Origin of the sequence: Virgibacillus sp. NKC19-3, assembly GCF_019837165.1 — a bacterium.
Classification (GTDB): Bacteria; Bacillota; Bacilli; order Bacillales; family Amphibacillaceae; genus Virgibacillus_L; species Virgibacillus_L saliphilus.
In genome coordinates this window covers 2,677,036-2,703,959 of record NZ_JAGYHC010000001.1, presented here as the reverse complement: position 1 = coordinate 2,703,959, position 26,924 = coordinate 2,677,036, and the positions used below count along the sequence as shown (strand labels likewise).

The 26,924-nt window shown below is 39.6% G+C and carries 22 protein-coding genes, 3 pseudogenes and 1 riboswitch; of the genes and pseudogenes, 16 read left to right on the top strand and 9 right to left on the bottom strand.

All coding sequences use genetic code 11. The features are described from left to right. Positions 1 to 75: 75 nt before the first annotated feature. Positions 76 to 240 carry a hypothetical protein gene (locus tag KFZ56_RS13105; RefSeq protein ID WP_222642362.1) on the top strand — a complete coding sequence of 55 codons (165 nt, stop codon included), beginning with the start codon at positions 76 to 78 and terminating at the stop codon, positions 238 to 240. A gap of 184 nt (positions 241 to 424) precedes the next feature. Continuing rightward, positions 425 to 688, top strand: a complete 264-nt coding sequence (locus KFZ56_RS13100; protein WP_222642361.1) for a phosphocarrier protein HPr — start codon at positions 425 to 427, stop codon at positions 686 to 688. 162 nt (positions 689 to 850) lie between these two features. Here the strand turns inward: KFZ56_RS13100 and kapB are convergent, their stop codons facing one another. Then, positions 851 to 1,243 carry a kinase-associated lipoprotein KapB gene (gene kapB / locus KFZ56_RS13095; RefSeq protein WP_222642360.1) on the bottom strand — a complete coding sequence of 131 codons (393 nt, stop codon included), beginning with the start codon at positions 1,241 to 1,243 and terminating at the stop codon, positions 851 to 853. Between the two features lie 124 nt (positions 1,244 to 1,367). Between kapB and KFZ56_RS13090 the strand changes: the two genes are divergently transcribed. After that, the gene (locus KFZ56_RS13090) at positions 1,368 to 1,565 is read left to right on the top strand and encodes a hypothetical protein (protein WP_222642359.1); all 198 of its coding nucleotides are present in this window, start codon (positions 1,368 to 1,370) and stop codon (positions 1,563 to 1,565) included. Between the two features lie 265 nt (positions 1,566 to 1,830). Then, the gene (locus tag KFZ56_RS13085) at positions 1,831 to 2,376 is read left to right on the top strand and encodes a superoxide dismutase family protein (RefSeq protein ID WP_255585343.1); all 546 of its coding nucleotides are present in this window, start codon (positions 1,831 to 1,833) and stop codon (positions 2,374 to 2,376) included. Positions 2,377 to 2,438: 62 nt separating this feature from the next. Here KFZ56_RS13085 and KFZ56_RS13080 read toward each other — a convergent pair whose 3' ends face one another. The 5 genes from KFZ56_RS13080 to KFZ56_RS13060 all read right to left on the bottom strand — a co-directional run bounded on the left by KFZ56_RS13080 (position 2,439) and on the right by KFZ56_RS13060 (position 7,514). Beyond that, complete coding sequence (locus KFZ56_RS13080) at positions 2,439 to 3,605, bottom strand: MalY/PatB family protein (protein ID WP_222642358.1); 1,167 nt, start codon at positions 3,603 to 3,605, stop codon at positions 2,439 to 2,441. Between the two features lie 198 nt (positions 3,606 to 3,803). Next, a complete protein-coding gene (locus tag KFZ56_RS13075) occupies positions 3,804 to 5,150 on the bottom strand; it encodes a glucose-6-phosphate isomerase (protein ID WP_222642357.1) in 1,347 nt (448 codons plus the stop codon). A gap of 110 nt (positions 5,151 to 5,260) precedes the next feature. Beyond that, a complete protein-coding gene (gene yugI, locus KFZ56_RS13070) occupies positions 5,261 to 5,626 on the bottom strand; it encodes a S1 domain-containing post-transcriptional regulator GSP13 (protein WP_222642356.1) in 366 nt (121 codons plus the stop codon). A 169-nt stretch (positions 5,627 to 5,795) separates the two neighbouring features. Beyond that, a complete protein-coding gene (locus tag KFZ56_RS13065) occupies positions 5,796 to 6,794 on the bottom strand; it encodes a potassium channel family protein (protein WP_222642355.1) in 999 nt (332 codons plus the stop codon). Between the two features lie 165 nt (positions 6,795 to 6,959). Next, a complete protein-coding gene (locus KFZ56_RS13060) occupies positions 6,960 to 7,514 on the bottom strand; it encodes a thioredoxin family protein (RefSeq protein WP_222642354.1) in 555 nt (184 codons plus the stop codon). 118 nt (positions 7,515 to 7,632) lie between these two features. On the opposite strand from KFZ56_RS13060, the gene KFZ56_RS13055 reads away from it, so the two are divergent. From KFZ56_RS13055 to KFZ56_RS13045, 3 genes and pseudogenes are all read left to right on the top strand, one after another. Beyond that, a complete protein-coding gene (locus tag KFZ56_RS13055) occupies positions 7,633 to 8,691 on the top strand; it encodes a M20/M25/M40 family metallo-hydrolase (RefSeq protein WP_222642353.1) in 1,059 nt (352 codons plus the stop codon). Positions 8,692 to 9,277: 586 nt separating this feature from the next. Continuing rightward, positions 9,278 to 13,666, top strand: coding sequence for a S8 family peptidase (locus KFZ56_RS13050; protein WP_304956690.1), 4,389 nt, complete (start codon positions 9,278 to 9,280; stop codon positions 13,664 to 13,666). A gap of 329 nt (positions 13,667 to 13,995) precedes the next feature. Next, positions 13,996 to 14,143: riboswitch (FMN riboswitch) on the top strand. 166 nt (positions 14,144 to 14,309) lie between these two features. Beyond that, positions 14,310 to 14,893, top strand: a pseudogene (locus KFZ56_RS13045) (ECF transporter S component). Between the two features lie 276 nt (positions 14,894 to 15,169). Here KFZ56_RS13045 and KFZ56_RS13040 read toward each other — a convergent pair. The 3 genes and pseudogenes from KFZ56_RS13040 to KFZ56_RS13030 all read right to left on the bottom strand — a co-directional run bounded on the left by KFZ56_RS13040 (position 15,170) and on the right by KFZ56_RS13030 (position 16,887). Further along, the gene (locus tag KFZ56_RS13040; RefSeq protein WP_222642352.1) at positions 15,170 to 15,535 is read right to left on the bottom strand and encodes a TraR/DksA C4-type zinc finger protein; all 366 of its coding nucleotides are present in this window, start codon (positions 15,533 to 15,535) and stop codon (positions 15,170 to 15,172) included. Positions 15,536 to 15,550: 15 nt separating this feature from the next. Further along, positions 15,551 to 15,937, bottom strand: a complete 387-nt coding sequence (locus KFZ56_RS13035; RefSeq protein WP_222642351.1) for a hotdog fold thioesterase — start codon at positions 15,935 to 15,937, stop codon at positions 15,551 to 15,553. A 15-nt stretch (positions 15,938 to 15,952) separates the two neighbouring features. Continuing rightward, a pseudogene (locus tag KFZ56_RS13030) lies at positions 15,953 to 16,887 on the bottom strand (1,4-dihydroxy-2-naphthoate polyprenyltransferase). A gap of 167 nt (positions 16,888 to 17,054) precedes the next feature. On the opposite strand from KFZ56_RS13030, the pseudogene KFZ56_RS13025 reads away from it, so the two are divergent. From KFZ56_RS13025 to KFZ56_RS12985, 9 genes and pseudogenes are all read left to right on the top strand, one after another. Further along, positions 17,055 to 18,445 (top strand): annotated as a pseudogene (locus tag KFZ56_RS13025) (isochorismate synthase). Then, the gene (gene menD / locus KFZ56_RS13020) at positions 18,445 to 20,184 is read left to right on the top strand and encodes a 2-succinyl-5-enolpyruvyl-6-hydroxy-3-cyclohexene-1-carboxylic-acid synthase (RefSeq protein ID WP_222642350.1); all 1,740 of its coding nucleotides are present in this window, start codon (positions 18,445 to 18,447) and stop codon (positions 20,182 to 20,184) included. The pseudogene KFZ56_RS13025 and the gene menD overlap by 1 nt, the downstream one beginning before the upstream one ends. Before the next feature lie 4 nt (positions 20,185 to 20,188). Continuing rightward, positions 20,189 to 20,995 carry a 2-succinyl-6-hydroxy-2,4-cyclohexadiene-1-carboxylate synthase gene (menH, locus tag KFZ56_RS13015; RefSeq protein ID WP_222642349.1) on the top strand — a complete coding sequence of 269 codons (807 nt, stop codon included), beginning with the start codon at positions 20,189 to 20,191 and terminating at the stop codon, positions 20,993 to 20,995. 28 nt (positions 20,996 to 21,023) lie between these two features. Beyond that, complete coding sequence (gene menB, locus KFZ56_RS13010; RefSeq protein ID WP_222642348.1) at positions 21,024 to 21,842, top strand: 1,4-dihydroxy-2-naphthoyl-CoA synthase; 819 nt, start codon at positions 21,024 to 21,026, stop codon at positions 21,840 to 21,842. A gap of 70 nt (positions 21,843 to 21,912) precedes the next feature. Beyond that, a complete protein-coding gene (locus KFZ56_RS13005) occupies positions 21,913 to 23,358 on the top strand; it encodes an o-succinylbenzoate--CoA ligase (protein ID WP_222642347.1) in 1,446 nt (481 codons plus the stop codon). Between the two features lie 217 nt (positions 23,359 to 23,575). Continuing rightward, a complete protein-coding gene (locus tag KFZ56_RS13000) occupies positions 23,576 to 24,733 on the top strand; it encodes a trans-sulfuration enzyme family protein (protein ID WP_222642346.1) in 1,158 nt (385 codons plus the stop codon). Beyond that, a complete protein-coding gene (locus tag KFZ56_RS12995; RefSeq protein WP_222642345.1) occupies positions 24,730 to 25,083 on the top strand; it encodes a VOC family protein in 354 nt (117 codons plus the stop codon). Before KFZ56_RS13000 ends, KFZ56_RS12995 begins: the two co-directional genes overlap by 4 nt. Positions 25,084 to 25,235: 152 nt before the next feature. Continuing rightward, complete coding sequence (locus tag KFZ56_RS12990; protein ID WP_222642344.1) at positions 25,236 to 25,823, top strand: GNAT family N-acetyltransferase; 588 nt, start codon at positions 25,236 to 25,238, stop codon at positions 25,821 to 25,823. A 132-nt stretch (positions 25,824 to 25,955) separates the two neighbouring features. After that, on the top strand, positions 25,956 to 26,696 hold the full coding sequence (locus KFZ56_RS12985; protein ID WP_222642343.1) for a class I SAM-dependent methyltransferase: 741 nt from the start codon (positions 25,956 to 25,958) through the stop codon (positions 26,694 to 26,696). The last annotated feature ends 228 nt before the right edge of the window (positions 26,697 to 26,924 follow it).

Here is a 26,924-nt window from a genome sequence, read left to right as displayed (position 1 = left end):
AATATATTTGTTGATGGTTTATCCTATCTATATTGAGTCATTAAATAGACATTGGACAAAGGAGGAGCCAAGCTTATGGAGGAAGGAAACGAAAAATCACTACGTTTACAAAAAATGCTACAAGAGGCATTAACTCCTATAACCGATAAATTAAATATATTGGAGCAGGAAGTTGTATCACTACGAAAAGAACAGCATGCGTTGAAAGAGATGCTAGAGGATAAGCAGAAAAATAATTAGTGTTACTATAACCAACGATTGTTGAATACAGGTGAAGAATGTCAATTTCTTTAATAAATTCTAGGTTTGTAGTAGGTTTTTGTTTCAAAACCGCCTATTTTTGTATATAATAAAGTAGGTTCTATATTTCACTATATAGTGGATAGTATTACATTATAAAATCGATTTGAAAGGATGTAAGAAAATGCAGGAAAAAAAGTTTACAATTACAGCTGATACTGGGGTACATGCACGCCCAGCTACGTTGCTGGTAAATAAAGCAGGACAATTTCAATCAGATGTTGAGATTTCCTATAACGACAAGAAGGTTAACCTGAAATCAATCATGGGTGTTATGTCACTAGGAATTCCAAAAGGAGCAGAAATCTCTATTACGACAAACGGCAGTGATGAAGAAGAAGCTATCCAAGGTGTAGAAGAAGTATTAAAAGAACATTTGGGTGAATAACATTCACAACCTAAACAAAAACGCTCAGATTATTTCTGAGCGTTTTTCACGTTTATTCTATTAACGGAATGTATGCCCAATTTATTTCGTATTCAGATGTATGGCGTCCAAGACTATGTAACGTGGTTCAGATAGTCAAGGAAGCTTCATAGGGGCATTAACTTAATAATAACTTTTTATATAGTATTTGTCTTCAAGCCCTTCTAAAGTGTGCAATGCTTTTTTATTGAATGCTGTATCTTCTGCTTTTAGTTTTTCTTTATAGTTGTCCACCGCTTGCTTTAGAGACTCACTGTACGGGGGAATGGTTTCATCAAATGGACGTACTGCAGGTTTCTTTACATTCATTTTTTCATGATGCGCTAATGCTTTTCGTTCATGGAAAAACACATCTTCCACTTGGCCGGGGTTATGCAGATCACCTTGAATCGGGTGTTTATCAACGGCAAGTACTTCGATCAAGTAACGTTCTCCACGATCTTCTTTCACCTCCCCTATGTAAGTGCCTGAGTTGTAATGTGCGCGTACAGTGGTACCAATAGCTACATCTGCCATATTTTCATCCTCCTCCTTCTCTTTCATTGTCCCAAAAGTATAAGGAATAAGCGAATATTTAACATTTCCGTTTAGTAAAAGTAGAAACTTTGTTATAATTGATCGTAAAAGGAAGTGGTCACCTATGATGGAATTCCTGTATTTTCCGGAAGATAAAACGGAATATATTCCAGCTGTTATCATGTTGGTCATTTTTATGATATTAGCTTTTGGAACAATGTACCTCCTATATAAAAAATCAAAAAAAGAAGAACGAATTTTTAATGAAAAATACGAGCTAAATAAGCCTGATAAAAATGAGGAAAGTGATTCGATCGATTAAATGAAAACACCTAAAATAAATGCTTTGTTTCTCCTCTTATGAGCTCTTGATGAAGGCATACCTCCATCGTTAACCAAATAAAGTGTCAAATTTTATTTATGTTTATTCAGATGTATATTTGTTGATACTGGTAAGAAAAGCATTTAAAAGGAGAAAGTACATGCGTTTATTTTTTCCAGGTGAAAATATATTTTCTTTCCACATCGGTACAGGCTTTAATGATAGTCTTCAGAAGAGCTGGTGCTTGCTGGGTATTCTAATTATCATGATTCTTTTTTTAGTTTCGTGTCAAAGTAATGATCCGAGTTCGAGATCGGTGGATATGTACAATGCTTCAGGAGACATAATTGGTACTGCTGCGTTATCCGAACAACCGGATGGTGTTCAGGTGGAATTGAGCTTAGAAGGACTGGAACCGGGATTTCACGGGATTCATGTGCATGAATATCCGAAGTGTGAGGCTCCCGATTTTGAAAGTGCCGGAAGTCATTTTAATCCGGAGGGCAACGAACATGGTCTCATGCATCCGGAAGGGTCACATTTGGGGGATTTACCCAATATTGAGGCAGATGAAGACGGTCTAGTGGAAGCTGAATTAACACTGGATAATGCAACACTTCTAGATGGAAGAATGTCTATCCTTAGTGGGGATGGGACCTCATTAGTTATTCAAGAAGGGCAAGATGATGGGGTGAGCCAGCCAGGAGGAGATGGAGGGCCTCGTATTGCTTGTGGTGAGATAAAAGCAGGAGAAGACTCAGGAGAGCAACCTACAGACCCTACTGAATTTAATGAAGATCTAGAGGAGTAATAAAAATAAAAAGAGCCATGCGTCCATAAACACATGGCTCTTTTCAACATCAACCTAAGAAATTATGTAGCATTTAGCGCATCTATAATACGCTTTACGCCTTCTTTGACAGTTGATTTCGGACAGGCGATATTCATCCGCATAAAGTTCGCACCATCATCGCCGTAAGAGGCTCCCGCATTAAGTCCCACTTTGGCTTTTTCGATCATAAATTTATTCAGGTCACTTTTCTCCAAATTTAATGCACTGCAATCTATCCACAATAAATACGTTCCCTCTGGACGGGTGACCTTAAGATCTGTATGTTTTTCGAGCATTTCCGTAACATATTCCTGATTGGATTTTATAACTGTCATCAGTTCATCAAGCCATGCTTCTCCATGTACATATGCTGCCTCTAGAGCTGTATTTCCCATTGTATTCAACATACCGTGCCCTTGCTTGCTTAGATGTTCATTAAATCTAGCGCGTTTCTCCTTATTCGTTGTAATAACATATGAAGCTTGCAATCCGGCTAAATTAAATGTCTTGGATGGAGCCATGCAAGTGATTGTTCGATCTGCAATTTCTTCGGAAAGGGAAGCTATTGGAGTATGCTGCTCACCTGGATAAATGAGATCTGCATGAATTTCATCAGATAAAATTATTACATCATATTTGCAACATAACCTAGCTATTTCCTCTAGTTCCTCTCGCTTCCACACACGCCCAGTCGGATTATGTGGGGAACATAAAAGAAATGCCTTTACACCTTGTTTTAATTTTTCCTCAAAGTCGCTGAAGTCAACGGTATAAGAACCATTCTCCAGTACAAGCGGATTTTTAACGACTTCTCTATCGTGTTGTTCAATTACATTATAAAAGGGCGTATATACAGGGGTTTGAATGATTATTTTATCGTCTGGTTCTGTAAACGCCTGAATAGCCAGGTGCAGGCTTGTGACCACACCTGGACTAAACGATAGCCATTCTTTATCAATTGTCCAGTTATGGCGCTTTTCAATCCAATTCATAATCGAATCTGTAACATCATCATCAATAACAGTGTAACCATAAATCCCGTGACGGGCGCGTTTTACTAATGCGTTATTTACGGCTTCAGGTGCTTTAAAATCCATATCAGCAACCCACATTGGTAAAACATCTTCTGATTGAAAAACGGATTTTAGCATATCCCATTTAACAGAACGTGTATTTTTTCGATCGTGTAATTCCTCAAATATACTCATAAAAAAAGCCTCCTATGCATTCGTAATACCATTATAACAAACAATGTGAAAATATATGTAGAAAAGCATTTTGGCCAAAAAAAAGCAAAGCGTAATAACGCCTTGCTTACAGGGGGAATACGAGAAAGTCTTACATTTATTAGTATACCCTATAGATAAAAATATAAACATCATTTTAATATTTTTTTCTTCCACTTTTTATAGTCGCTTTTCTAGTTCTTCTTTCGCTTCCTCAAATCCAGGTTTACCAAGTAGTGCAAACATATTTTTCTTATATGCTTCCACACCGGGCTGATCAAATGGATTTACACCAAGCAGGTAACCGCTGATTGCACAGGCTTTTTCAAAGAAATAAACCAAATAACCGAATGTATAAGCATCAAGTTCAGGTACCTCGACAATTAAGTTAGGGACATCCCCGTCCGTATGTGCTAATAAGGTACCTTGAAAAGCTTTATCATTAATTTCATGGATAGTTTTCCCTGCTAGGTAATTAAGTCCATCTGAATTCGACTCTTCTGCCTCTAATGTCATTTCCTTGTTGGCCTTTCCAACATGGAGTACGGTCTCAAAAATGTTTCTGCGACCTTCTTGTACATACTGACCCAAGGAATGGAGATCTGTTGTGAAATTAGCGGATGATGGATAAATCCCTTTCTGATCCTTTCCTTCACTTTCTCCAAATAACTGTTTCCACCATTCAGCAAAATAGCTTAAACTTGGTTCGTAACTAATAAGCATTTCTGTTACTTTGCCTTTATTGTACAAAATATTTCTAACAGCTGCGTACTGGTAAGCTGCATTTTTGCCAAGTTCCGGTTCAGCAAAGTCATGCATGGCCTTACTAGCTCCCTGCATCATGTTATCAATGGAAATACCACTTACGGCAATAGGCAACAGACCTACTGCTGTTAAAACCGAATAACGTCCACCGACATCATCCGGGATGACGAATGTTTCATAGCCTGCCTGATCTGCACTTGTTTTAAGTGCCCCTTTTTCCTTATCTGTTGTTGCATAAATACGATTTTTTGCTTCTTTGGCTCCATACTTTTCTTCCAGATATTTCTTAAAGATACGAAAAGCTACTGCAGGCTCAGTGGTTGTCCCACTTTTTGAAATAACATTGATCGAGACATCTTTACCGTCCAACACATCAAACAAGTCACGCATGTAGGTGGAACTTAAGTGATGACCAACAAAAATAATCTGTGGCGCTTTTCTTTCTTCTTTGGATAACAGATCTTGAAACGAATGGTTTAGCATATCGAGGGCAGCGCGGGCCCCTAAATAGGATCCACCAATACCGATAACGAGTAGAATATCTGTATCTTGTCTGATTTTCTCCGCGCTCGCTTTAATTCGGGCATATTCCTCTTTATCGTAGTTCTCAGGTAAATCCATCCATCCCAAAAAGTCATTACCTGCCCCTGTTTGATTATGTAGCGCGTTATGAGCTGTTTGTATGAAACTATTCATGTTAGTTAATTCTTCCTGGTTAAAAAAACGTAATGCCTTATCATAGTTAAACGAAACATGTGTCACTCTCGTTACCTCCTTTGAAGTCTTTTCATACAATTTAACTTTACCCAAGTAATGTCTTGAAATCAAGAAAAAGAGGCACACGCAAGTACCACCTGCATATACCTCCCTTCTTATTTCTTGGACTGTTTAATCCACTCCTCGAGTTTATCTTTTAATGTGTTGAAGCCGGCTTCTTCCGTATCTTGCTGTTTATTCGTACTGCTTTTTTGGGTTGTTGCCGATTTTGCTGGAGCTTCTTCTGTAGCTCGAATGGATAATGAAAATTTGTTATTGGCCTCATCTACGTTTAATATTTTAACGTGCACGTCATCTCCAACGGTTAAATAGTCATTAATATCGTTCACAAATCCATGTGTTACTTCAGAAATATGGACTAACCCTTGAACTTCTTCATCTAAAGCGACAAATGCCCCATATGGCTGTATGCCTGTAACTCTTCCTTCAACAATTTGACCTACCTCAAACTTGTTCGTCATGTTGAACAACTCCTATACCTGTATTCATTTCTTGACATTAAAAACGTGGCGTATACCAGCATTTAGATATATGCCTTTGTTACCCTTATGCAGTAGGGAGTAATTATATTTTCTTACTGTCAATGAAATATTTTATCATAAGTTTTTTCATCAGGCAAAAATGATTAAATTACCAAGCAATCATCGTTAGTAAAATATCCTCTTCCTCAAGCATGAAATCCGCCTCTGGATTGATATACCATTCTTCATTTCGGATCAGACCGAGCAAGAGGTATTTTTCTTTTAATAAATACATGGAAGCTTGTAGGAATGAGTTATCTATGAGTGATTCAGGAAGTTTGAATTGGTTGAATTGTTGTTTTTTTAATACATGTAGAACCGTATCAAATGGCATTGCATTCTCTGTACTTGAAAGTTCATGATAAAACAATGCACTCATGAAATCATTGGTTTTAATAATCGTAGATGCTCCCGCACGCAAGGCATTTTCAATCTGTATTTTTGATAATATTTCAGCGATGATCGGGATGTCTTTGTTGTTCCCTCGAATAGCAACAGTGGTTAATATCGTGTTGTTATCTGATTGGCGTTCATTTTTATTGATGTCAGCAGTTATTATGACACATTTTGCCTGTGTGATATTTGCTTGCTTTAACGTCCCATCTTCTGTAGGATCCCCGTGAATGAAATGGACAGGATAATGTTGGAATGCTAAATGATCCAGTGAACGGTCAATGAGAACGATACGAACATCTGGGTCGTTGTCTATCGTGATATCAAGTAATTGTCTTGTTCGTTCATTCCAACCGATAAAGATAAGATGACCACTGCTTTTAAAAACAATTTTTCCGCTTTCCAAATCTCGTTCATGCTTAATTGAAACGGAAGCAAAGGTAGTGATATAAAAAGCGATTAATCCTCCACCTGTTAAGATTAACAGGATAGCGACCATTTTACCTGGAGTAGTTAGGGGAATATAATCCCCATAACCTACTGTAGCAGCTGTTACAAAGGCCCACCATATGCCGTCGAAGATAGTTGGAAACTGTTTAGGCTCTACAAGGTAGATAATAAAGCCAAAGATAACCATCAATAGTAGAATCGTGATTAATAGCCTGATTATGATAGGAAGCCGGTAATAGATATTTTTAATTAATTTTATACTCATTCCGTTCATCTCCTTATGTCTCATTAGTATGGACAAAAGGTTTATCAGGCTATACAAAAAGAGGCTGATGCAATATGCCTCAGTCTCTCTGCGGAATTTAGCTATTTTCAGGTAAGTTCAAGTATAAAAGCGTCCTTGCTTGTGTACGTGCAACGAAAGGAACTCCTAATTTTCTAATAAAGTTTCTTTCATACTGGTATACACATCATTCCAGAAATCTGTATTGTCACGGAATGATTTTGTCATAAATACAAGCACTTCTTTCATCTTTTCCTTGTAATCATCTGCGTCTTTGTCAGGAAGTGACTGTCGGGCTTCGTCGCTAAATTGCTGGACCTTATTAGAACGAGGGCCCCATTTTGCCACTTCGTTCCCGTCTTCATCTATAAATATGAAAATAGGGATGGAACGTGCTTTTCCATTTGTTAAGTATTGATCCATTAGTTCCAGGTTTTGATCCCGAAGCAGCATCCTGACTTCTATATCCGTCTTTTCTGCTATACGCAGCAAAATCGGAATATTCATCATCGCATCCCCACACCAATCCTCTGTTAAAACAATAGCACGGAGATTTTTACGCTTTATTTCCTGAAAAAAAGCTTCATCGTCTGGTAAGGTAAAATGATCGTAAATATGCAAAAGATTTTCCTTATGTTCTTTCATGGATTCAATATATGTATCAGGTGTCATTGCTTTTTCATACCATTGATTTAAGTTCATGGTTAACCGCCCCTTTTCACATTGTTATAGTTTATTTTACCTAGATGTGTGATAACCGTAAATTAATATGCTCTTTGTACAAAAATTTGCTATGATTGAATGATAAAGGAGGAATAGCATGTCACAAATAAATAAGGATTTCTTAGTAGAGCTCTTGCAGACGCCATCACCGTCAAGTAACGAAATGGAAATCCAAAAGAAATGGATGAATCATGTAAAAGGTTTCGCGGATGAAATAAGAACAGATAATGCCGGGAATGTTATTGGGGTATTGAATCCGGAAGCACCCTTTAAAGTATTACTGGCAGGACATAGTGATGAAATTGGACTTGTGATCAACCGTATTGATGAAAACGGATTTCTGCATTTTGATAAGATGGGCGGTATTAATCCAAAGGCTGCGGTCGGTATGAAAGTAACGGTGCTCGGCTATAACCGGACCGTTATAGGAGTCATTGGTGTGAATGCACAGCATCATGGCGGCTTAAAAGATGACTTTAATCTGGAGGATTTATTTATCGATTGCGGGTATAAAACAAAAAAGGAAGCAGAGGAACATGTTCAAATTGGCGACCTTGGCGTGTATAAGACAGAACCTGAAATCCTGATGGATCGGTACATGTCCGGGCGTGCATTGGATAATCGAACAGGAGCGTTTATCGTAGCAGAAGTGTTCAAGCGGTTGGCAGAAAAAGGCTGTAGTGTTGGTGTTTATGCCGCGAGTACGGTTAATGAAGAGACAAACATGGGTGGAGCCTATTTTGCTGCTGCAGGTGTTGAACCTACTATGGCTATTGCAGTTGATGTCACATTTGCAACAGATTATCCGGGTGTTAATAAAAACAAACATGGTGATATTCGCCTCGAAAGTGGCCCGGTTTTAGCTAAAGGCGCACCGATTAATAGAAAAATCAATAAACTGTTTGAGAATGTGGCGCAAAAATTAAACATGAATATCCAGTATGAACTAACTCCAAGGGCAACAGGAACAGATGCAGATCGGATGCGTTTAACTGGTCCGGGTGTCCCGATATCCCTGGTATCTTTACCACTGCGCTATATGCACTCACCTGTAGAGACAGTGAGTCTGAAGGATATTGATGAAGAAATAGAATTGCTGGTAACAATGATTTCAACATTGACAGGAGAAGAGAGTTTGAATCCATTGGAAGATTAATTCGAAACAGAAAATAGAGCTTTATGCCGGGACGCTAGTCAAGTCAGGTATGAAGCTCTTTTTTATTTTACAAGGAGATGTCATTATTACAGCTAGTAGGACTTAAGGATGGAGTAATTCGTATACTATTTCAAATTATCGATAATTGAATCTTGCATTGTAATTTTACCTAGGTCATATGGAATAGAATTTCCACTTATATGAAAAATTTTTGTAATAATTGTTATTTTAGCAGGTCTATTTATTCATTTTTTGTAACGTAGGGGAATTATATTACGATGTTTGAGTTATAGAACACTTCTACACCAATGATTTGTAAAAATAAACGTTACGAATCGGGCCTTTAACCCATGAAGTAAATTTATAAAAAATAATACTAATCTATCAATTTTGAAAATTCAATTGAAAATCGACAAATTACGACACCATTTCTTCCTGAAATCTATTATACTCACATCAACAACTCAGATTCTACAAACATCACCATGAACAGCCGTTAAATAACACTAAGTTTTTCAGCAAAGGGGGGTAGGATTTGTAACATGTTCAAAAGATGGCTTTTTTAAATTGAGAGGAGGACAAGCTTTTGAGGCAAAAGAAAAAAGGTCAAGTTAAAGCGTTTCGTATTGCAGCATCGTTTCTAATGACTTTTTCTTTAATAGCACCAGGAATGGCACATGCGGAAACAAACGATAAGTTACATCAATCTGTAAATGATTCTCAAAAGGTAGCACAAGCAAAGGTGACTGATCGTCTTCAGGAGGAGTTTAATGAAAACGATAAAGCAACATTTTTAATTAAATTTAATGAGAAGGCGGATACAGCGAAAATAGCTGAAGATGCGAAATTAAATGCGAATCAAGCAAATCTATCGGCGCAAAAACAAGAACATATACAGCGATCGGCTGTTGTATCTGAATTAAAATCAACTTCCATAACCTCACAGCAACAAGTAAAACAATACCTGGAACAAGAAGTTGAAAATGGGAATGTGGAAGATATCAAATCCTATTATATCGTTAATGGTATGGCGGTAACGGCTACACAAGAAGTTGCAGAAAAAGTCGCTGCCTTTGCGGAAGTTGAAAAAATTTTACCGAACGAAACGCGTGAATTGTTTACAACAGTCACAGAAGACGCGGAAACACCTGAATCCGAAATTGCAAATGTGGAGTGGAACGTGGAACGTGTAGGTGCTCCACAAGCCTGGGACATGGGTGCTGATGGTTCAGGGACGGTTGTAGCAAGTATCGATACAGGTGCCGAGTGGGATCATCCTGCATTGAAGGAAAAATATCGTGGTTACGACGCGCAGACGGATGAAGTCGATCATGATTTTAACTGGTATGATCCTGCAGATGGAGAAAGTGAACCTTATGATCCCCAAGGTCATGGTACACATGTGACAGGAACGATGGTAGGAAGTGAACCGGACGGATCGAATCAAGTCGGTGTAGCTCCAAGTGCTCAGTGGATTTCTGTTAAGGCATTTGGAGAAGATGGAACAGCAGCTGATGCAGATTTATTAGCAGCTGCAGAATGGATTTTAGCACCAATGGATGCAGAAGGGAATACGGATGTGGATATGGCTCCAGATGTCGTTAATAACTCATGGGGCGGCGGTCCCGGTCTTGATGAGTGGTATCGTGACGTTGTTCAGAACTGGAGAGCAGCGGATATCTTTCCGGAATTTTCGGCTGGAAATACAACACTTACCAATCCAGGGGGACCTGAGTCAATAGCAGTCCCGGCAAATTATCCGGAATCATTTGCTACTGGAGCAACAGACATCGATGACGTGGTTGCAGATTTTTCATTACGTGGGCCTTCCCCATATGATGAAGTGAAACCCGATATATCTGCTCCTGGTGTCAATATTCGGTCTACTGTACCTGGAGGCGGATATGAAGGTGGCTGGAATGGAACATCCATGGCCGGGCCTTCTGTAGCTGGTGTAGCAGCACTGTTAAAAGATGTGGATGCGAGTTTATCTATTGATGAGATGGAAGAAATTTTAACCTCTACTGCTAATGTATTGACGGATGACGAATATCCGGACGCTCCAAATAATGGATACGGATATGGATTAGTTAATGCCCATGATGCGGTAGCATCGCTTGTAGATGGACTTGGAACATTGGAAGGACAAGTTACAAAAGAAGGTGACGATACCGAAGCACCGACTTTTGAACATGAAGCTCCAGCAGAAACGTACGCTGGTATGGATATGGATTTAACCATTCAGGCTAGTGATAACGTCAGTGTCGCTACTGTGGCATTAAGCTATCAGGACAATGATGATGATTGGCAAACGGTAGAAGCCTCTCGAACCTCTGGTGATTTTACAGATGGCGAGTATATTGCGACTATTCCTGGGGAAGACATCGAAGGAGATTCTTTGACATATTACTGGACAGTGAAGGACTTCGGAGATAATGAAGTAACGAGCGATGAGTACAATGTGGTCGTTGAACAAGGTATTACAACAGGATATTTCGAAGACTTTGAATCTAGTCCGGCTGGTTGGACTTCATTTGGTGAAAACAACAACTGGGAATGGGGTGAGCCAACATCCGGACCTGGGGAAGCTGCATCCGGTGATAATGTGTATGCAACTAATCTGGATGGTGAATATGATAATAATGCCAATGCAACACTTATGATGCCGCCTATTGATCTGCCAGAAGGGGATACTTACTTGCAGTTTGAACAATGGCATGATTTGGAAGCCTATGAAACAGGTGGCGCATATGATTTTGGTCATGTTTTTGTATCAACAGATCAAGAGGAATGGACACAGCTTACTAGAATGCAAGGTCTAACAGATGGATGGGAAAGTGCAGAAGTAGATTTATCTGACTATAGTGGTGAAAGAATATATATTGGTTTCAATCTTACTTCTGATCTTAGTGTCACTAAAGATGGTTGGTATATTGATGATGTAGCGCTATCTGATGCACCGGAAAGCGATACTGTATCATTGGAGGTCGCTTCTGATAATAGTAAGACTGTTGGGTTGTTAAATGATCGTCTAACTGTGAACGCATTAACCACGGCAAACAATGAGCTTGGAGTAGAAAAAAGCGATGATAAAGCAGCTTTGAAAGAGAAAGTGAATCCAGCGGATATTGTGCCGGTAACGCCTAATGAAAACCCTCCGATTGAGGAAGAAGTCGTTAATCCGGCTGTTCTGCCTATAGGTGCACAGGTTAGTGTGCTTGAAACCGGTCGATCTGTAAATACAGATCCGGCTGATGGCACCTATTCTTTGCTTCATGGTGCAGGAGAATTTACAGTGAAAGCTGAAGCTTATGGATTTCATTCGGATGAACAGACCGTAACAATCGAGAATGATGAAACGACGGAAACGAATTTCACATTAGATGAAATTGATCAGTATACCGTAAGTGGAACAGTTACAGATGAAGCAACAGGTGAACCAATAGAGGGTGCTACTGTTCTACTTGCCGAAGACGCAAACATTGCCCCTGTAGAAACAGATGCAGACGGTAATTATGATCTATCTGCATACGAAGGAACGTACACATTACGTGTAATAGCAAGTGGTTATCATGCAACAGAGATGGAAGTTAACCTAGAAGAAGACGCGGAAGCAGATGTAGCACTTGAACCATTTTACACGGTTCCAGGTGGCGAAATCGGGTATGATGACGGTACGCCCGAAAATGCGCGCGCTTTCTACGATGCAGGAAATGGCTGGGCAGTGAAAATGTCCTTGCCAGAGGATGAAGAATCTGCTGTCGTAACCGATGGTGTATTTAAATTCTGGGATGAAGAGTTCCCGGTTCCTGGTGGAACGGAATTTGCGGTAGAAGTATGGGACGCGTCGGGTCCTAATGGAGATCCTGGTGAGAAAATCGCTGGTCCAATTGAAGCAGAAGCGGTACGTGATGCGGATGAATGGACAGTCGTTGACTTATCCGAGCATGGAATTACAGTGGATGGAGATTTCTATATGGTATATATTCAAACACAAGCCAATACAGAAGCTCCAGGGATGGCAACAGATGAAAATAGTCCAAATGCTGAGCGTAGCTATCAATTCGTTGATGGAGCATGGTCACCGTCCCCTGCTATAGAAGGAAACTATATGATCCGTGCTCGTGTCAGCTACGAGGCAGAGGAACCTGTTATTACCACACCAGCAGAAGATCTTATTACAAATGAAGCAGATCTTAGCGTAGAGGGTACCGCTTCACCTACAACCACTGTTCAATTGATGAATAATGGGGAAGAAGTTGGTACGCAAGAAATTGGAGATGATGGGGAGTTTTCGATACCAGCCGATTTAACAGAAGGTGAAAATGAACTTACAGCAGTATCTGTCATTGATGGGACTTCTATAGGAGAATCTGATCCTGTTACCGTAACGCTGGATACTGAAGAACCTGAATTAACCATCGATAATCCACAAGATGGGGAAAAATCGAATCAAGAAACAGTGACGGTTGAAGGAACTGTATCAGATTCTAACCTTGATTATGTGGAAGTAAACGGCCAAGAGGCAGATGTTTCAGATGGTACGTATTCCAAGCGAATTTTGCTGGATAACGGAGAAAATGAAATCGAAGTTGTTGCAGCGGATTTAGCTGGAAATAGTCAAACAGAGTCGGTTAGTCTTGAAGTGGACTTCACTGCACCTGATATAGCTAATCTGACACCAACGGAAGATGTATATATCAATGCTGGTGAAAGTGTGCATATCGAATTTGATAGTGAGCCAGGGCAAAGAGCCACATTCTTTATCCATATGCCGCTAACAAATGAACGAAACAGTGTTGCCAACGCGACAGAGCTTCCGATGATGGAAACGTCAGAAGGCCATTATGAAGGATGGTGGACAGGAACAAATATAGAGGCTGAAGGTGCTGTTATTGAGGTGAAAATTGTGGATGACTTTGGTAACGAAACACGCCAACAGGCAGAAGGTAATTTATTTATTAATGCAGAGTAATGATTTAATCGCTTATAGCTAATAATTTAGATCATATCTCGTTTAAAGGTGTAGAAGTGATCACTTCTGCACCTTTTCCTTTTGATTATTTTTAAATAGCATGTTGTTTTTGACACAAAAAATAGAAATTGCGACGTAGTGTGCCATAATCGCAACGCCGTAGCGGTGGGTTAACAAGCATACTTAGATACGTCGCAGTGTCATCAACGGAGGAGATTTAAAGGCGGCAAGACTGACAATAAGTCCTTTCTTTTAATTTGAAATAAATTACTTGCAAATGTGGCGAAATGATGTATAATACAAAGTAATAATAAAATAAATAATCGATTCCATATCTTCGGGGCAGGGTGAAATTCCCGACCGACGGTAAGGAGCTTGTAAGTGCTCTAAGTCCGTGACCCACAACGCATATTGCAATGTGGTTGACCTGGTGAAACTCCGGGACCGACAGTATAGTCTGGATGGGAGAAGATGTCGAGCCAATTATAGTACATTATGTGCTTTAATTTTCCTATGAATAATCTATTACCCTAAAGCCCCATTAGGCTTTAGGGTTTTTATATGTATTTTGTAAAATAGGAGAAAGGTTCATCCTTCATCGAACGAGATAGGAATCGATTAAAGATGAAGGAGGAGAATGATGATGCAAACAAAGAATATACAATCATCAAAGCTTTTAAGACTTATCATTCTAGCATTACTTGGAACTATTTCGCTGGTACTATTTTTCTTGAATTTCCCTTTGCCATTTTTACCTGCTTACTTAAAAATTGATTTTAGTGAGGTACCAGCATTGATTGCAGCACTTATATTTTCACCTGTTGCGGGAATTATTGTCGTAGCTATCAAAAATATTCTTTATTTTCTTGTTTCCGGAGCGGGTGATCCGATAGGGTAGCTGCAAATTTCTTAGCAGGACTTATGTTTGTTGTACCTGTTTCCTTGTTATACCATAAATTCAAAGGGGTAAAAAGTATTGTGTCCGGATTGGTAACAGGAACGGTTATTATGGCTGTCGGGATGAGCGTATTAAATTACTTTTTTGTTTTACCAGCATATGCATGGTTCATGGGCTGGGATATGACAGAACAGGTGAAATGGGTTTCCGTCATTGCAGGTGTACTGCCATTTAATATTGTTAAAGGGATTGTTGTAGGGTTACTGTTTGTTCCTCTATTTGTGAAAATGCGAAGTTGGATAGAACAGCAGCAAGCAAAGATAATATAAGATAGAATAAAGCTAATCCGTTTTGGGTTGGCTTTATTTTTGGATGAGGGCTTAGCGAGTGAAAGCTAGCAAAAAGTAGTCAGAACGGTACCCATATCAAATCGGGAGAGCACACGCCTTAAATAGGAGAGCCTCACATCAAATCGGGAGAGCCCACGGCTTAAATGGGAGAGCCCCATATCAAATCGGGAGAAATCAAACCAGAATGGTTCCTTTAGTCGATTGAAAACTTGTCTATTGTATAAAGTCCGCCCTCTTGTAAAAAGAGGGCGGACTTTATTCTTCTTCTTCCTCAACTAAATTTCGTGCTTCCGGACGGGCTTCTAATCGTTCCAGTGGTATCGGTTTACCTGATTTTTCACTTAGGCCATACGTGCCGTTTTCAATGCGTTCCAAGGCATCATCGATATCCTGAAGACGATCTTCTCGAATAAGGTTAATTCCGGCATCACGCTCCTGTTCAAATTGTTCTGTTCCTATATCACCTGGGTGGTTATCATAGTCCGCTAGTTCTTGTGTCTCATCGTTTGGGCTGGTTCCTTGATTTGACTCAATCTCTTCTTCATTTTCTTCTCTCCATTTTTGCAGGCGCCTTTTGAAATAGGTTATCTTTTCATCTGTCAGTTCCTCATGTTTGGCCATTTGAATCACCTTTCTTTATTTCCGTTTTGGAACGACTCTGATTGTACATCTTGATACAGATATAAGATTTTCCTGTTCATCCACTATTTTTATCTCCCAAACCATTGTTGTTTTTCCTATATGAAGAGGACTTGCCTTAGCTGTTACCATGCCGTTACGTTTGCTTTTTATATGATTCGCGTTAATTTCCATGCCGAATACACTTGATTCTTGCGTGTCGATATGTGCAGTTGCACCGATACTGGCGGCGGTTTCTGCAAGTGCTGCACTCGCTCCACCATGTAAAAAGCCTGCTGGTTGATGGGTTCGTTTATCAACAGGCATGGTCAAGACAACTAAATTTTTATCTAATGATACTACTTCAATCCCAAGCGCTTCGATGAGCGTATTTTCTATTGCCATTATAATAACTCCTTTTTACACAAACGCACTAATGAATAAAGATAGCCCAAGTAAAAAGCCATAGAATGTATTTGTTTTCCCTGTGGCGGCCATTGCAGGCATCATTTCAATTGGAGTCGTCTTGCCGCGGAATTTTTTAATAACCTCTACTGCTTTTTTAATACTAATACATGTGACAATCGACCATAATGGTAGTATTCCTGTTATAATGTAAACAGCTGTTAGACCATAAGACGTGATAAATAATGCTGCCAGGAAGGTAACGGCGTTTTTCCTGCCAAGTAAAATGGCGATTGTTTTACGACCGTTTTCCTTGTCACCATCCAAATCCCGAATGTTATTTGATAACATAATACTTCCAATGAAGATGGCTACCGGAATGGATACCCAGATAACATTTGCAGTTATTGTTTGTGTTTGGACAAAATAACTAATCCCTATAATGACAGTTCCCATCAGGAACCCGGAAAATAGTTCACCAAATGGTGTATATGCAATTGGGTAAGGCCCCCAGTATATAAATAACCGATTATCATACATACTAAACCAATGGCCGCAATCCACCAGCTGGATGCGATGCATATATATATGCCAAGTAAAATCGCGATACCGAAGAAAGTAAAGGCTAGATTTAATATTTTTTTCGGTTTGATACCATCTCGTACAATTGTACCACCGATGCCAACGGATTCCTCCGTATCCAGACCGCGAACAAAATCATAATATTCATTAAACATATTTGTTGCAGCTTGGATGAGCATGGATGCTATTAACATCGCAAGAAAGACGATTATATTGATAGAACCCTCTGTAAAAGCAAACATGGAACCCACAAAAACTGGTACAAATGAGGCTGTTAATGTATGTGGGCGCATAAGACGCCACCAAATTTGAAATCCTTCTTTTTCATTTAAAGCCTGCTTTACATTTATTTTATCTGTTGATTGCATTAGATGCTTCCCCCTGAAATATATCAATATCATTAATATAAGGAAATAGTTTAAACGTGTCAATTGTCGGAATGCGAAAAAAACAGTCCCTTTCCTTGAGAAACAAATAAAAAGAGAATAAAATAGAAATAAAGTTTGCCATCGTAAGTTTAACGGAGGTTTATCAGATGATTGAAACAAAGGAAAAACCAATAGAAGAATTAATAAATAAAGCAATGCAAGACATGCAACCTGATGAAGATTTTCAACTTGTCAGTATAACCAAAAAAATAACAGAGACGACTCCCCTCCATTTTTTTGAAGGGGCTAAGGAACTTCATAAAAATCGTATTTTCTGGGCAAGTACGAAAGATGACTTTTTTGTTGTTGGAATTGGGAAGGCATATGAAATGGCGACAAAGGCTGAGGCCCGTTTTGAAGAAACGGAAGCATTATGGAACCGTATATTAGCTAACGCAATCATTTACAATCCATATAAGGAAGCTGGCACTGGAATTACGGCACTGGGAGGTATGGCATTTGATCCGAAAAAAGATCAAACAACTTTATGGAAAAAGTTTAGCCCTAGCCAATTTATCGTGCCGGAATTTATGTTAACGAAAAATAATAATAACTATTATTTTACCATAAATGTGAAAGTAACTAGGGAGGATCATCCCGTTCAGATGGCAGCGGAAATAAATCAAATGGAAGCCAATCTTTTTAGGCATATTGCTAATCCTTCTGACCATGTAACAATCGAAGAAAAAATAGACATCGAACCAGATAAATGGAAAGAAACAGTTCGACAGGCGAGAGAACAAATTCGAGCAAATAAAGCAGATAAAATCGTCCTCGCACGCGAGATGCGTTTGAAATTTAATAAAAAAGCCGACATTGCAACCATTTTAGAAAAATTAATGGCTAAACAAGCTAACAGTTATATTTTTGCTTTTGAAAAGGGAGAGGACTGTTTCGTTGGTGCAAGCCCGGAGCGATTAGTGAAACTTGAAGGAGATGCCCTTTTATCGACATGTTTAGCTGGTACTGCACCAAGAGGGGAAACAAAAGAGGAAGATGTGAAAATTAGCCAGGAATTGCTTCATGACGTGAAAAATCGTCAGGAACATAATTTTGTCGTTCAAATGATCAAACAGGCTATGGCTAATTATTGCACGAAAGTTGATATACCAGAAGCACCAGTTATTTATCCGCTTCAGAATTTACAGCATTTATATACACCGGTAACAGCGCACTTGAAAAACGGATATAGCATCTTTGATATTATTAAACAGCTCCATCCAACACCTGCGCTTGGTGGTACACCGCGTGAGGAGTCGCTTGCATTTATCCGGAACCATGAGTTGTTGGACCGGGGCTGGTACGGGGCCCCTATTGGATGGCTGGATAGTAATCAAAATGGCGAATTTGCTGTTGCGATCCGCTCCGGACTTATACAAGGAGATGAAGCCTCTTTATTTGCCGGAGGGGGATTGTTAAAGATTCCAAGCCGGAAGCAGAATATGAGGAAACCATGATTAAATTTCAACCAATGCTTTCTGTTCTAGGAGAATACTAATGGATCATATAGAAGTTTTAACACGCTATACAGCTAATTTTATTGATGAACTTACCAAAAGTGGAATAACAGATGCAGTTATTTCACCAGGGTCGAGATCGACACCACTTGCATTAACAATTGCCGAACATGAACAGATAAAGTCGTGGATCATTCTTGATGAACGATCTGCGGCCTTCTTTGCACTTGGCATTGCCAAAGCAACAAAACGTCCGGTAGCACTTGTATGTACTTCCGGCACAGCAGCTGCTAATTATTTTCCTGCCATTGTTGAGGCGCATTATAGCAGGGTACCACTAATCGTTCTCACTGCAGATCGTCCACATGAACTACGTGATGTCGGTGCCCCACAAGCCATTGAACAGATAAAGTTATACGGGGACTATGTGAAGTGGTTTCATGAAATGGCACTGCCTGAGGCCACGCCTACTATGCTAGGTTATGTAAGGAGTAAAGCAGCGCGTGCTGTTTATGAGGCATGGGAAGGCAATCACGGACCCGTCCATTTAAATTTTCCATTTCGAGAACCACTTCATACGGATTTTTCACTGGAAAATGTTTGGGGCGTTCAGAGCGAGCGATCCCATCATCCAACATTTGTTGGTGAGAAGCGATTGCCAGAGAAACATACAAATCAAATTCTGGATCATTGGCGAAACAAGCATAAGGGCCTTATCGTTTGTGGTCCACAGGTAGATGAAGCTCTTGCAGCAGTTATTACGAAGCTTGCAGCAGCATGGGGATTGCCTATTCTTGCAGACCCTCTGTCTCAGCTTAGAGCAGGAGATCATGATAAGACGCATGTCATCGAAGGTTATGACGCCATACTAAGAAGTGAAGTAATTCGCGAATCTCTAAAACCGGACTTTATACTTCGTTTTGGTGCCATGCCTGTTTCGAAAGCCTATCTGTTCTACGCGAAAGAGCATAAGGACGCAATGCAATTTATTGTGGAAAATCATGCAGGATACCGGGAACCTACTGGTAATGCAAGTGAATTTATTTTCGCGGATCCCATGTTGCTTTGTGAAGAGCTTATTTCGAAATCGACAACGAGTCATGTTCATAATGAATGGTTGAAAACATGGCAAGAAATGAATAATGTGGCGAAGAGACATTTGCTTTCCGGGGTGGAAACACAAATCACCGAAGGAGAAGCTGTAAGCGGGCTGATGGAAGTTATTCCTGATAATAGCAACCTGTATGTTGGAAACAGCATGGCAGTTAGAGATGTGGATACCTTTTTCATGACAACAGAAAAGCGTATTTCTATACTTGCCAATCGTGGTGCGAACGGGATTGACGGCATGGTCTCAAGCGGACTAGGTGCAGCTACTCCGGGTAGACCGACAACTTTACTGCTCGGCGACCTATCATTTTTTCATGATATGAACGGCTTATTGGCAGCAAAACATTACAAGTTAAATCTTACCATTTTGTTAATCAACAATAATGGGGGAGGCATTTTTTCCTTCTTAGGTCAAGCAAATGATCCAAAGCATTTTGAAGCTTTATTCGGCACGCCTGTAGATATCGAGTTGGGACAAGCGGTTTCGATGTATGGTGGTAGTCACCAGATCGTTACCAATAAGTCCGAGCTTAAACATGCACTTTCAGCAAGCTACGGGCAGCAAGGTCTATCTGTCGTTGAGGTGCAAACGGAACGACGAGCAAATGCAGATTGGCATCGCGAAAAGTGGCAAGCAATTGAGCAGGAACTCCTTATAAAGGGGGAATGATTGATTGTATTTTTCAATTGATGATGCTTCCTATTGGTATGAAATACATGGAAAGCCTAAGGGTCCTTCTCTCGTCATGTTACACGGATTCACCGGAAGTACGTCCACGTGGAATGAATTTATCGCAAACTGGAAAAATGAGCTACGCATTATTACGATTGACTTACCTGGCCATGGTAAAACGACAACGCCATCACCAAAAACAATGGAACAATGTTGCGCGGATTTAGCAGCATTCGTTCAATATTTACAACTTAAAGAATTTCATTTGGCAGGTTATTCCATGGGTGGTAGAACGGCTTTATCCTTTGCGATAACTTACCCCTGGTATATCCAATCGTTAATGCTGGAAAGTGCTTCTCCGGGTTTAGACACCAAGTATGAACGTGATCAGCGGATGGCAAAAGACGAGCAGCTTGCACAAAAAATAGAAAACGAGGGTATGTCAGCCTTTGTTGATTTTTGGGAAAACATTCCGTTGTTTCAAACACAAAAGCATTTACCGCTCGATATACAAGCGAGCGTTCGACAAGAGCGATTAGCTCAATCCGCTCATGGTCTCGCACAATCGCTTCGCTACATGGGGACAGGGTCTCAATCCTCGTGGTGGAATGAGATGGAACATTTCCGTAAACCGGTTTTACTCATTACCGGCATATATGATGAAAAATTTCTTGCGATCAATAGACGAATGAATAATTGTCTTGGCACTAGTCATTTAGATATCATCGAAAATGCGGGACATGCTGTTCACGTCGAACAACCCAACATATTTGGTGAACGGCTGGCGAGTTTTATTTTTAGCCATTAGTAAGTATTTACACAAGGAGGAATTACGTATGACAACACAATGGGAACAAGCAAAAGCATATGAGGAAATAATTTATGAAAAACAGGATGGTATCGCCAAGGTGACGATCAACCGTCCGCAAAAGCGTAATGCATTCACACCGCTGACCGTCAATGAAATGATTGATGCGTTTGCTGATGCACGTGACGATTCGTCTGTTGGTGTCATTATTTTAGCCGGGGCTGGAGATAAAGCATTTTGTTCCGGTGGAGACCAATCGGTTCGTGGGCATGGCGGTTATGTTGGCGAGGATCAGGTTCCTCGTTTAAACGTTCTTGACTTACAACGTTTAATCCGTACCATACCGAAACCTGTCATTGCCATGGTCTCCGGTTATGCTATCGGCGGCGGACATGTATTGCATATTGTTTGTGATTTAACCATCGCAGCAGATAATGCCGTATTCGGGCAAACCGGACCAAAGGTAGGGAGCTTTGATGCCGGTTATGGTGCTGGATTATTGGCACGCATGGTTGGCCATAAGCGCGCACGTGAAATTTGGTATCTTTGCCGTCAATACAGCGCGGAAGAAGCCTATGACATGGGACTCGTCAATACCGTTGTTCCCGTAGATAAATTAGAAGAAGAAACGTTACAATGGTGCGAGGAAATGTTGGAAAAATCTCCTACTGCCTTACGATTCCTGAAAGCTTCGTTTAACGCAGATACGGATGGATTAGCTGGTCTACAACAAATGGGTGGAGATGCGACACTTCTTTATTATACAACCGATGAAGCAAAAGAAGGAAGAGACGCGTTTAAAGAAAAAAGAAAACCGGATTTCAAGCAGTTCCCACGCTTTCCGTGATTGATTTTTAAGAAAAACCTTTGCTCATCGCAGCAAAGGTTTTTATCTGACATGAATAGGAGGAATGACTATGTCGGAGAAGATCCCGCACTGGTTAACCAAACAAGCAAATCTCGCACCTGAGCAATTAGCGATTGAAACGGAAGATGAAGATCGAATAACCTTTTTAGAGCTGAAGGAAAGAAGCCAACGCTTTGCGAAAAAATTGGCGGGCATTGGTGTAACGAAGGATTCGCATGTTGGTATTTTTTCAACAAATAACGTATCCATGGTTATTGCTATCCATGCATTAAGCTATCTTGGTGCCGTTGCTGTGATGCTAAATATAAAATTAACAAAAGAGGAATTAAATTATCAACTGAGGGATGGAAAGGTTTCGATTCTATTAACGGATGATGAATCAGCGGTAACACAAATGGGGTTATCTGTTCCTGTAAAGCCATTTTCAGAAATGGACAGACTACCGGAATATGAAATCAACCTGAAAGAGGAAATCCATTTGGACGATGCCTTTACGATTATGTATACATCAGGAACAACAGGGTTTCCGAAAGGAGTTATCCACACGTATGGCAATCACTGGTGGAGTGCCATAGGGTCTGCCTTGAATCTTGGCATCAATAAGAAAGATAAGTGGCTTGCTGCATTACCCATTTTTCATGTAAGTGGCCTTTCGATTTTTCTTCGTAGTGTCATTTATGGAATACCTGTTTATTTACTGGAAAAATTCGATGAAAATACCGTTCATGAAGCAATCACTACCAAAGATGTAACGATCGTTTCTGTGGTAACCGTCATGTTATCTCGGCTTGTTACACGTCTTGGAGAAGGCCATTATCCTGCATCATTTCGTTGCATGCTTCTAGGCGGTGGCCCTGCACCAAGACCGCTATTAGAACAGGCGAAAGAGCGCAATATCCCTGTTTTTCAGTCGTACGGGATGACAGAAACAGCTTCGCAAATAGTAACATTGAGTCCAGAGGATGCTTTACGTAAAATTGGTTCAGCAGGAAAGCCATTAGTCCCGGCACAATTAAAGATCAATCATACGAATGAAGATATGGTCGGAGAAATTTATGTAAAAGGGCCAATGGTGACAAAAGGTTATTTTAATAATCAAGAAGCAACGGAGAAAACATTGTCAAATGGATGGTTGGCTACAGGTGATTTGGGTTACCTTGACGAGGAAGGTTTTTTATATGTAGCAGACCGAAGAAATGACCTTATTATTTCCGGTGGGGAAAATATCTACCCATCCGAAGTGGAAAGTGTCCTATCAAGGATGGAACAGATCAAAGAAATCGGGGTCGTCGGGAAAAAAGATGATACATGGGGGGAGACACCCGTAGCATGTATTGTAAAAAATAGTGCCGTAACAGAAGAAGAAATCATCGATTATGCGGTGAAATGTCTGGCCAAATACAAGGTACCAAAGCAAATTTATTTTATTGAAGAGCTACCACGGAACGCTTCCAATAAGTTGGTTAGAGAGCGTTTGTTGGATTTGGTGGAATAGTGGTGGAAAAGTGAGCGCATATTTTTTTAAAACAAACCTCTACGAATTGTCAGGAGGTTTGTTTTTTGGTCTAATTTATGATAATGAGTCTTATGTTATTATTTAAATAAGGGCATTTGTCCGATTAAAACGGTTATATGATATCATATGTTGGTATTTTTCTTTTTAGTGCGTTAAAGTAGATAGTATTATTATGAAAGATAAGGGAGAAGGCGAAATGACACAAAATTTTGATACAAGAGCAGTTCATCTATCCAATAAAGAAAAGAAATCATTTACAAGTAAGGTCACGCCAATCTACCAGACCTCTGCCTTTACGTTTACCGATCTTGATGATCTAGAAGAGTATTTTAACGGAGAGAATGATTATTTGTACACCCGGGTTGGTAATCCAAATCCAGATGAATTAGGCGAAGCAGTTGCACAGTTGGAAGGTGCCCGGCATGGTGTGGCGACTTCTTCAGGATTATCGGCAATTTTAGCAGGAGTATTGAGTGTTGCGAAAAATGGTGACCATATTGTTGCTTCTAAGGATATCTATGGTGGTACATATGAACTATTAGCAAATGATTTGCCGGATTTTGGGATTGAAGTTTCATTCGTTGATTTCACGAACCAGCAAAAAATCTCTAAAGCTATCAAATCTACTACGACACTGATTTATTCAGAATCTATCACGAATCCATTACTGCGGGTAGAGGATTTGTCCACATTAGTTGCTATTGCTAAGAACCATAATCTTTATACAATGGTTGATAATACGTTCGCAACCCCTTATTTCTGTACGCCATTTGAAGCGGGCGTTGACTTCGTTGTGCATAGTGCAACGAAATACATTGGCGGGCACAGTGATGTTACTGCAGGCGTGCTAGTTGGTAGGGAAGACCTGGTTGCCAAAGCGAAATCAAAAGTGGTTCATTTAGGCAGTAATTTGAGTCCTTTTGAAGCATGGCTGGCTTGTCGCGGTTTAAAAACGTTAAGTGTACGAATGGAGCGTCATGCCAAGAACGCTCAAGCTTTAGCCAGTGCATTAAAAGAAAATCAAGCGGTGCAACATGTTTATTATCCCGAAAATGTGTCATCGAAAGGAAACGGCGCGATTGTCACCATTGATATCACTGAGAAATGTGATATAGTCGACTTTTTCAAATCACTAGACTGGATAAAAATCGTTCCTACGTTGGCAGGTGTGGAGACGTCTGTTTCCTATCCCATATCCACTTCGCATCGTGCGGTTCCTGAAGATTCCAGGAAGGAACTTGGCATCACAGAAGGGCTAGTACGAATTTCGGTGGGCATAGAGGACGCAGCTGATATTATCGCCGCTTTTGAATATGCATTAAATGCATCTGTGTTAAAGGGGGATCCAAAATGAAAACAAGACTTTCACATGTGCGTGCGAACGTAAAAGATTTAAAAAAGGCAGTAAAATGGTATGAAGCAGTATTAGGATATACCGTTGTAGCCTCATGGCCTCCTGAAAGACCAAATTATGTTCACTTTGCACATGAAGGAGGAGCAATGTTTGGTTTAATGGAATCGGAACATTCTCCATCTTTTGGACGTTTTAATTTCTATGTTGATGATGTCGATCGCCTATGGGAAGAATTAAAGGACAACGTTGATGTTGTTGAAGCATTATTTTCTACCCCTTATGGAAGTAGAAAATTCACCATCTGTGATATAGATGGAAACGAATTAGGATTTGTACAAGATGACTTATAAATGAATAAACGAAATGTGTTTATTAACTTTCTTCAGCTAACGGACACCTATTTGGAATAAAGGATACATTTTCTTAAATAAGCAGGATTCCTCAAAACAGTAAGCTCGATTTTTTAATTATATTCACAAACTGAAAAGGGTGGGGTGGATGTATGTTGATCAGAAAATACAGAGACGATGATTGTGAGGGATGGGTGCGTTGTCGAGTATTAGCTTTTTTAGATACCTCCTATTATGATAACGTTTTAAAAGAAAAAGAAAAGTATGAAAACCCTGCAATTGAGTTAGTAGCAGTATATGATGATAAAGTAATTGGATTGATAGATATTGAATATGAAGTTAAGGAGGGTACGGTTTGTTCAAGAGGAAAGGGTCTTGGAGGAATGATATGGCATATCGCTGTACATCCAGATTTCCGCAGACAAGGTATTGGGAATAAGCTTTTCATAGAGGCAGAAAATATAGCAAAAGATAAGGGATTAAATCGTCTTGAAGCATGGACAAGAGATGATGATTGGGTAAATAAATGGTATGAAAAAAATACATTTTCAAATGTTGACTCTTACTTACACGTATTTATGGACGGTGCCTCAGAAATGAAGGGGATCTTAAAAAGTGAGCTTTCTGATTTCTATCCCATTCAGGTTTTTGGGCATTATATGGGGGATGAAAAAGCAACAATCAGAAATGCATTCAACCGAGTTCATGAATTCCCCTGTTATGAAAAGAAGTTATATTAACTATTTTCGGGAAATTAGGAAGATGATTTCAATGGATTTAGGTAATCTAATAGCAAAAGGAAATACTGCCAATATTTATCTGTCCGAAAATAAAATAGTGAAGGTTTAATGGTAGGGCGAGGGGACAAATAAATGAAGCAAAATATTTATGATAATGCAACCTTTTTTAAGAATTATACGGCATTACGTGCAAGTGGTATAAACTATAATAATTTTGTTGAACAGCCAGCAATTAAATCGATAATTTCAAGCTTGAAGGGAAAGTCGGTATTAGACTTGGGTTGTGGGGATGGTCACTTTTCAAAATATTGTATAGAAAATGGCGCAGAAAGTGTAATAGGTGTAGATATCTCAAATAATATGATCGACCGTGCTAAAAGGATAAATAAGGACAATCATATAGAATTTTTGTGTATGCCAATGGAAGACTTGAAATTAAGCAATCAAAAGTTTGATCTAATCATAAGCTCTTTATCCATACATTATGTAGAAGATTATGCAGAACTGGTCCGGAAGATTAATAGGCTATTAAAAACCAACGGCGAATTTATCTTTTCAACGGAACATCCGATTGTAACAGCCCGAAAAGGAAACAATCATTGGATAAAAACGAAGGAAGGTCATAAATTACATTGGGCATTCGATAATTACCAAGAAGAGGGCATGAGAGAACATGATTGGTACGTCGACGGAGTGGTTGTCTATCATAGAACCATATCTACTTTGATAAATACACTTATTGAAAGTGGTCTCGTGTTAGATGAAATTATCGAACCACAATCAACTTCAGCTGGGCTAAAGCAAATGCCAAAGTTAATAAATGAAAAGCGGAGACCTTCTTTTATTATCATTAAGTCCAAAAAGCAAAATTAATGAAATTTTCCGTTATAGAGTGCTTATGTTTTTGTGAAATATTCCAGAATCAAAAAGCAATTTGATAAAGGTCGGATAGATTCAGATCTTTAAAACTGATGGCTTATGTCGATGGGGCGAATGCTGGCCTAAAATAATACAAAAGGAACAAAACAGTGAGAAAATCGAGGAATAACTCATTGTTAAAATGACAGAAATGTGACATAATTCTTATTAAGCTAGGGGAAA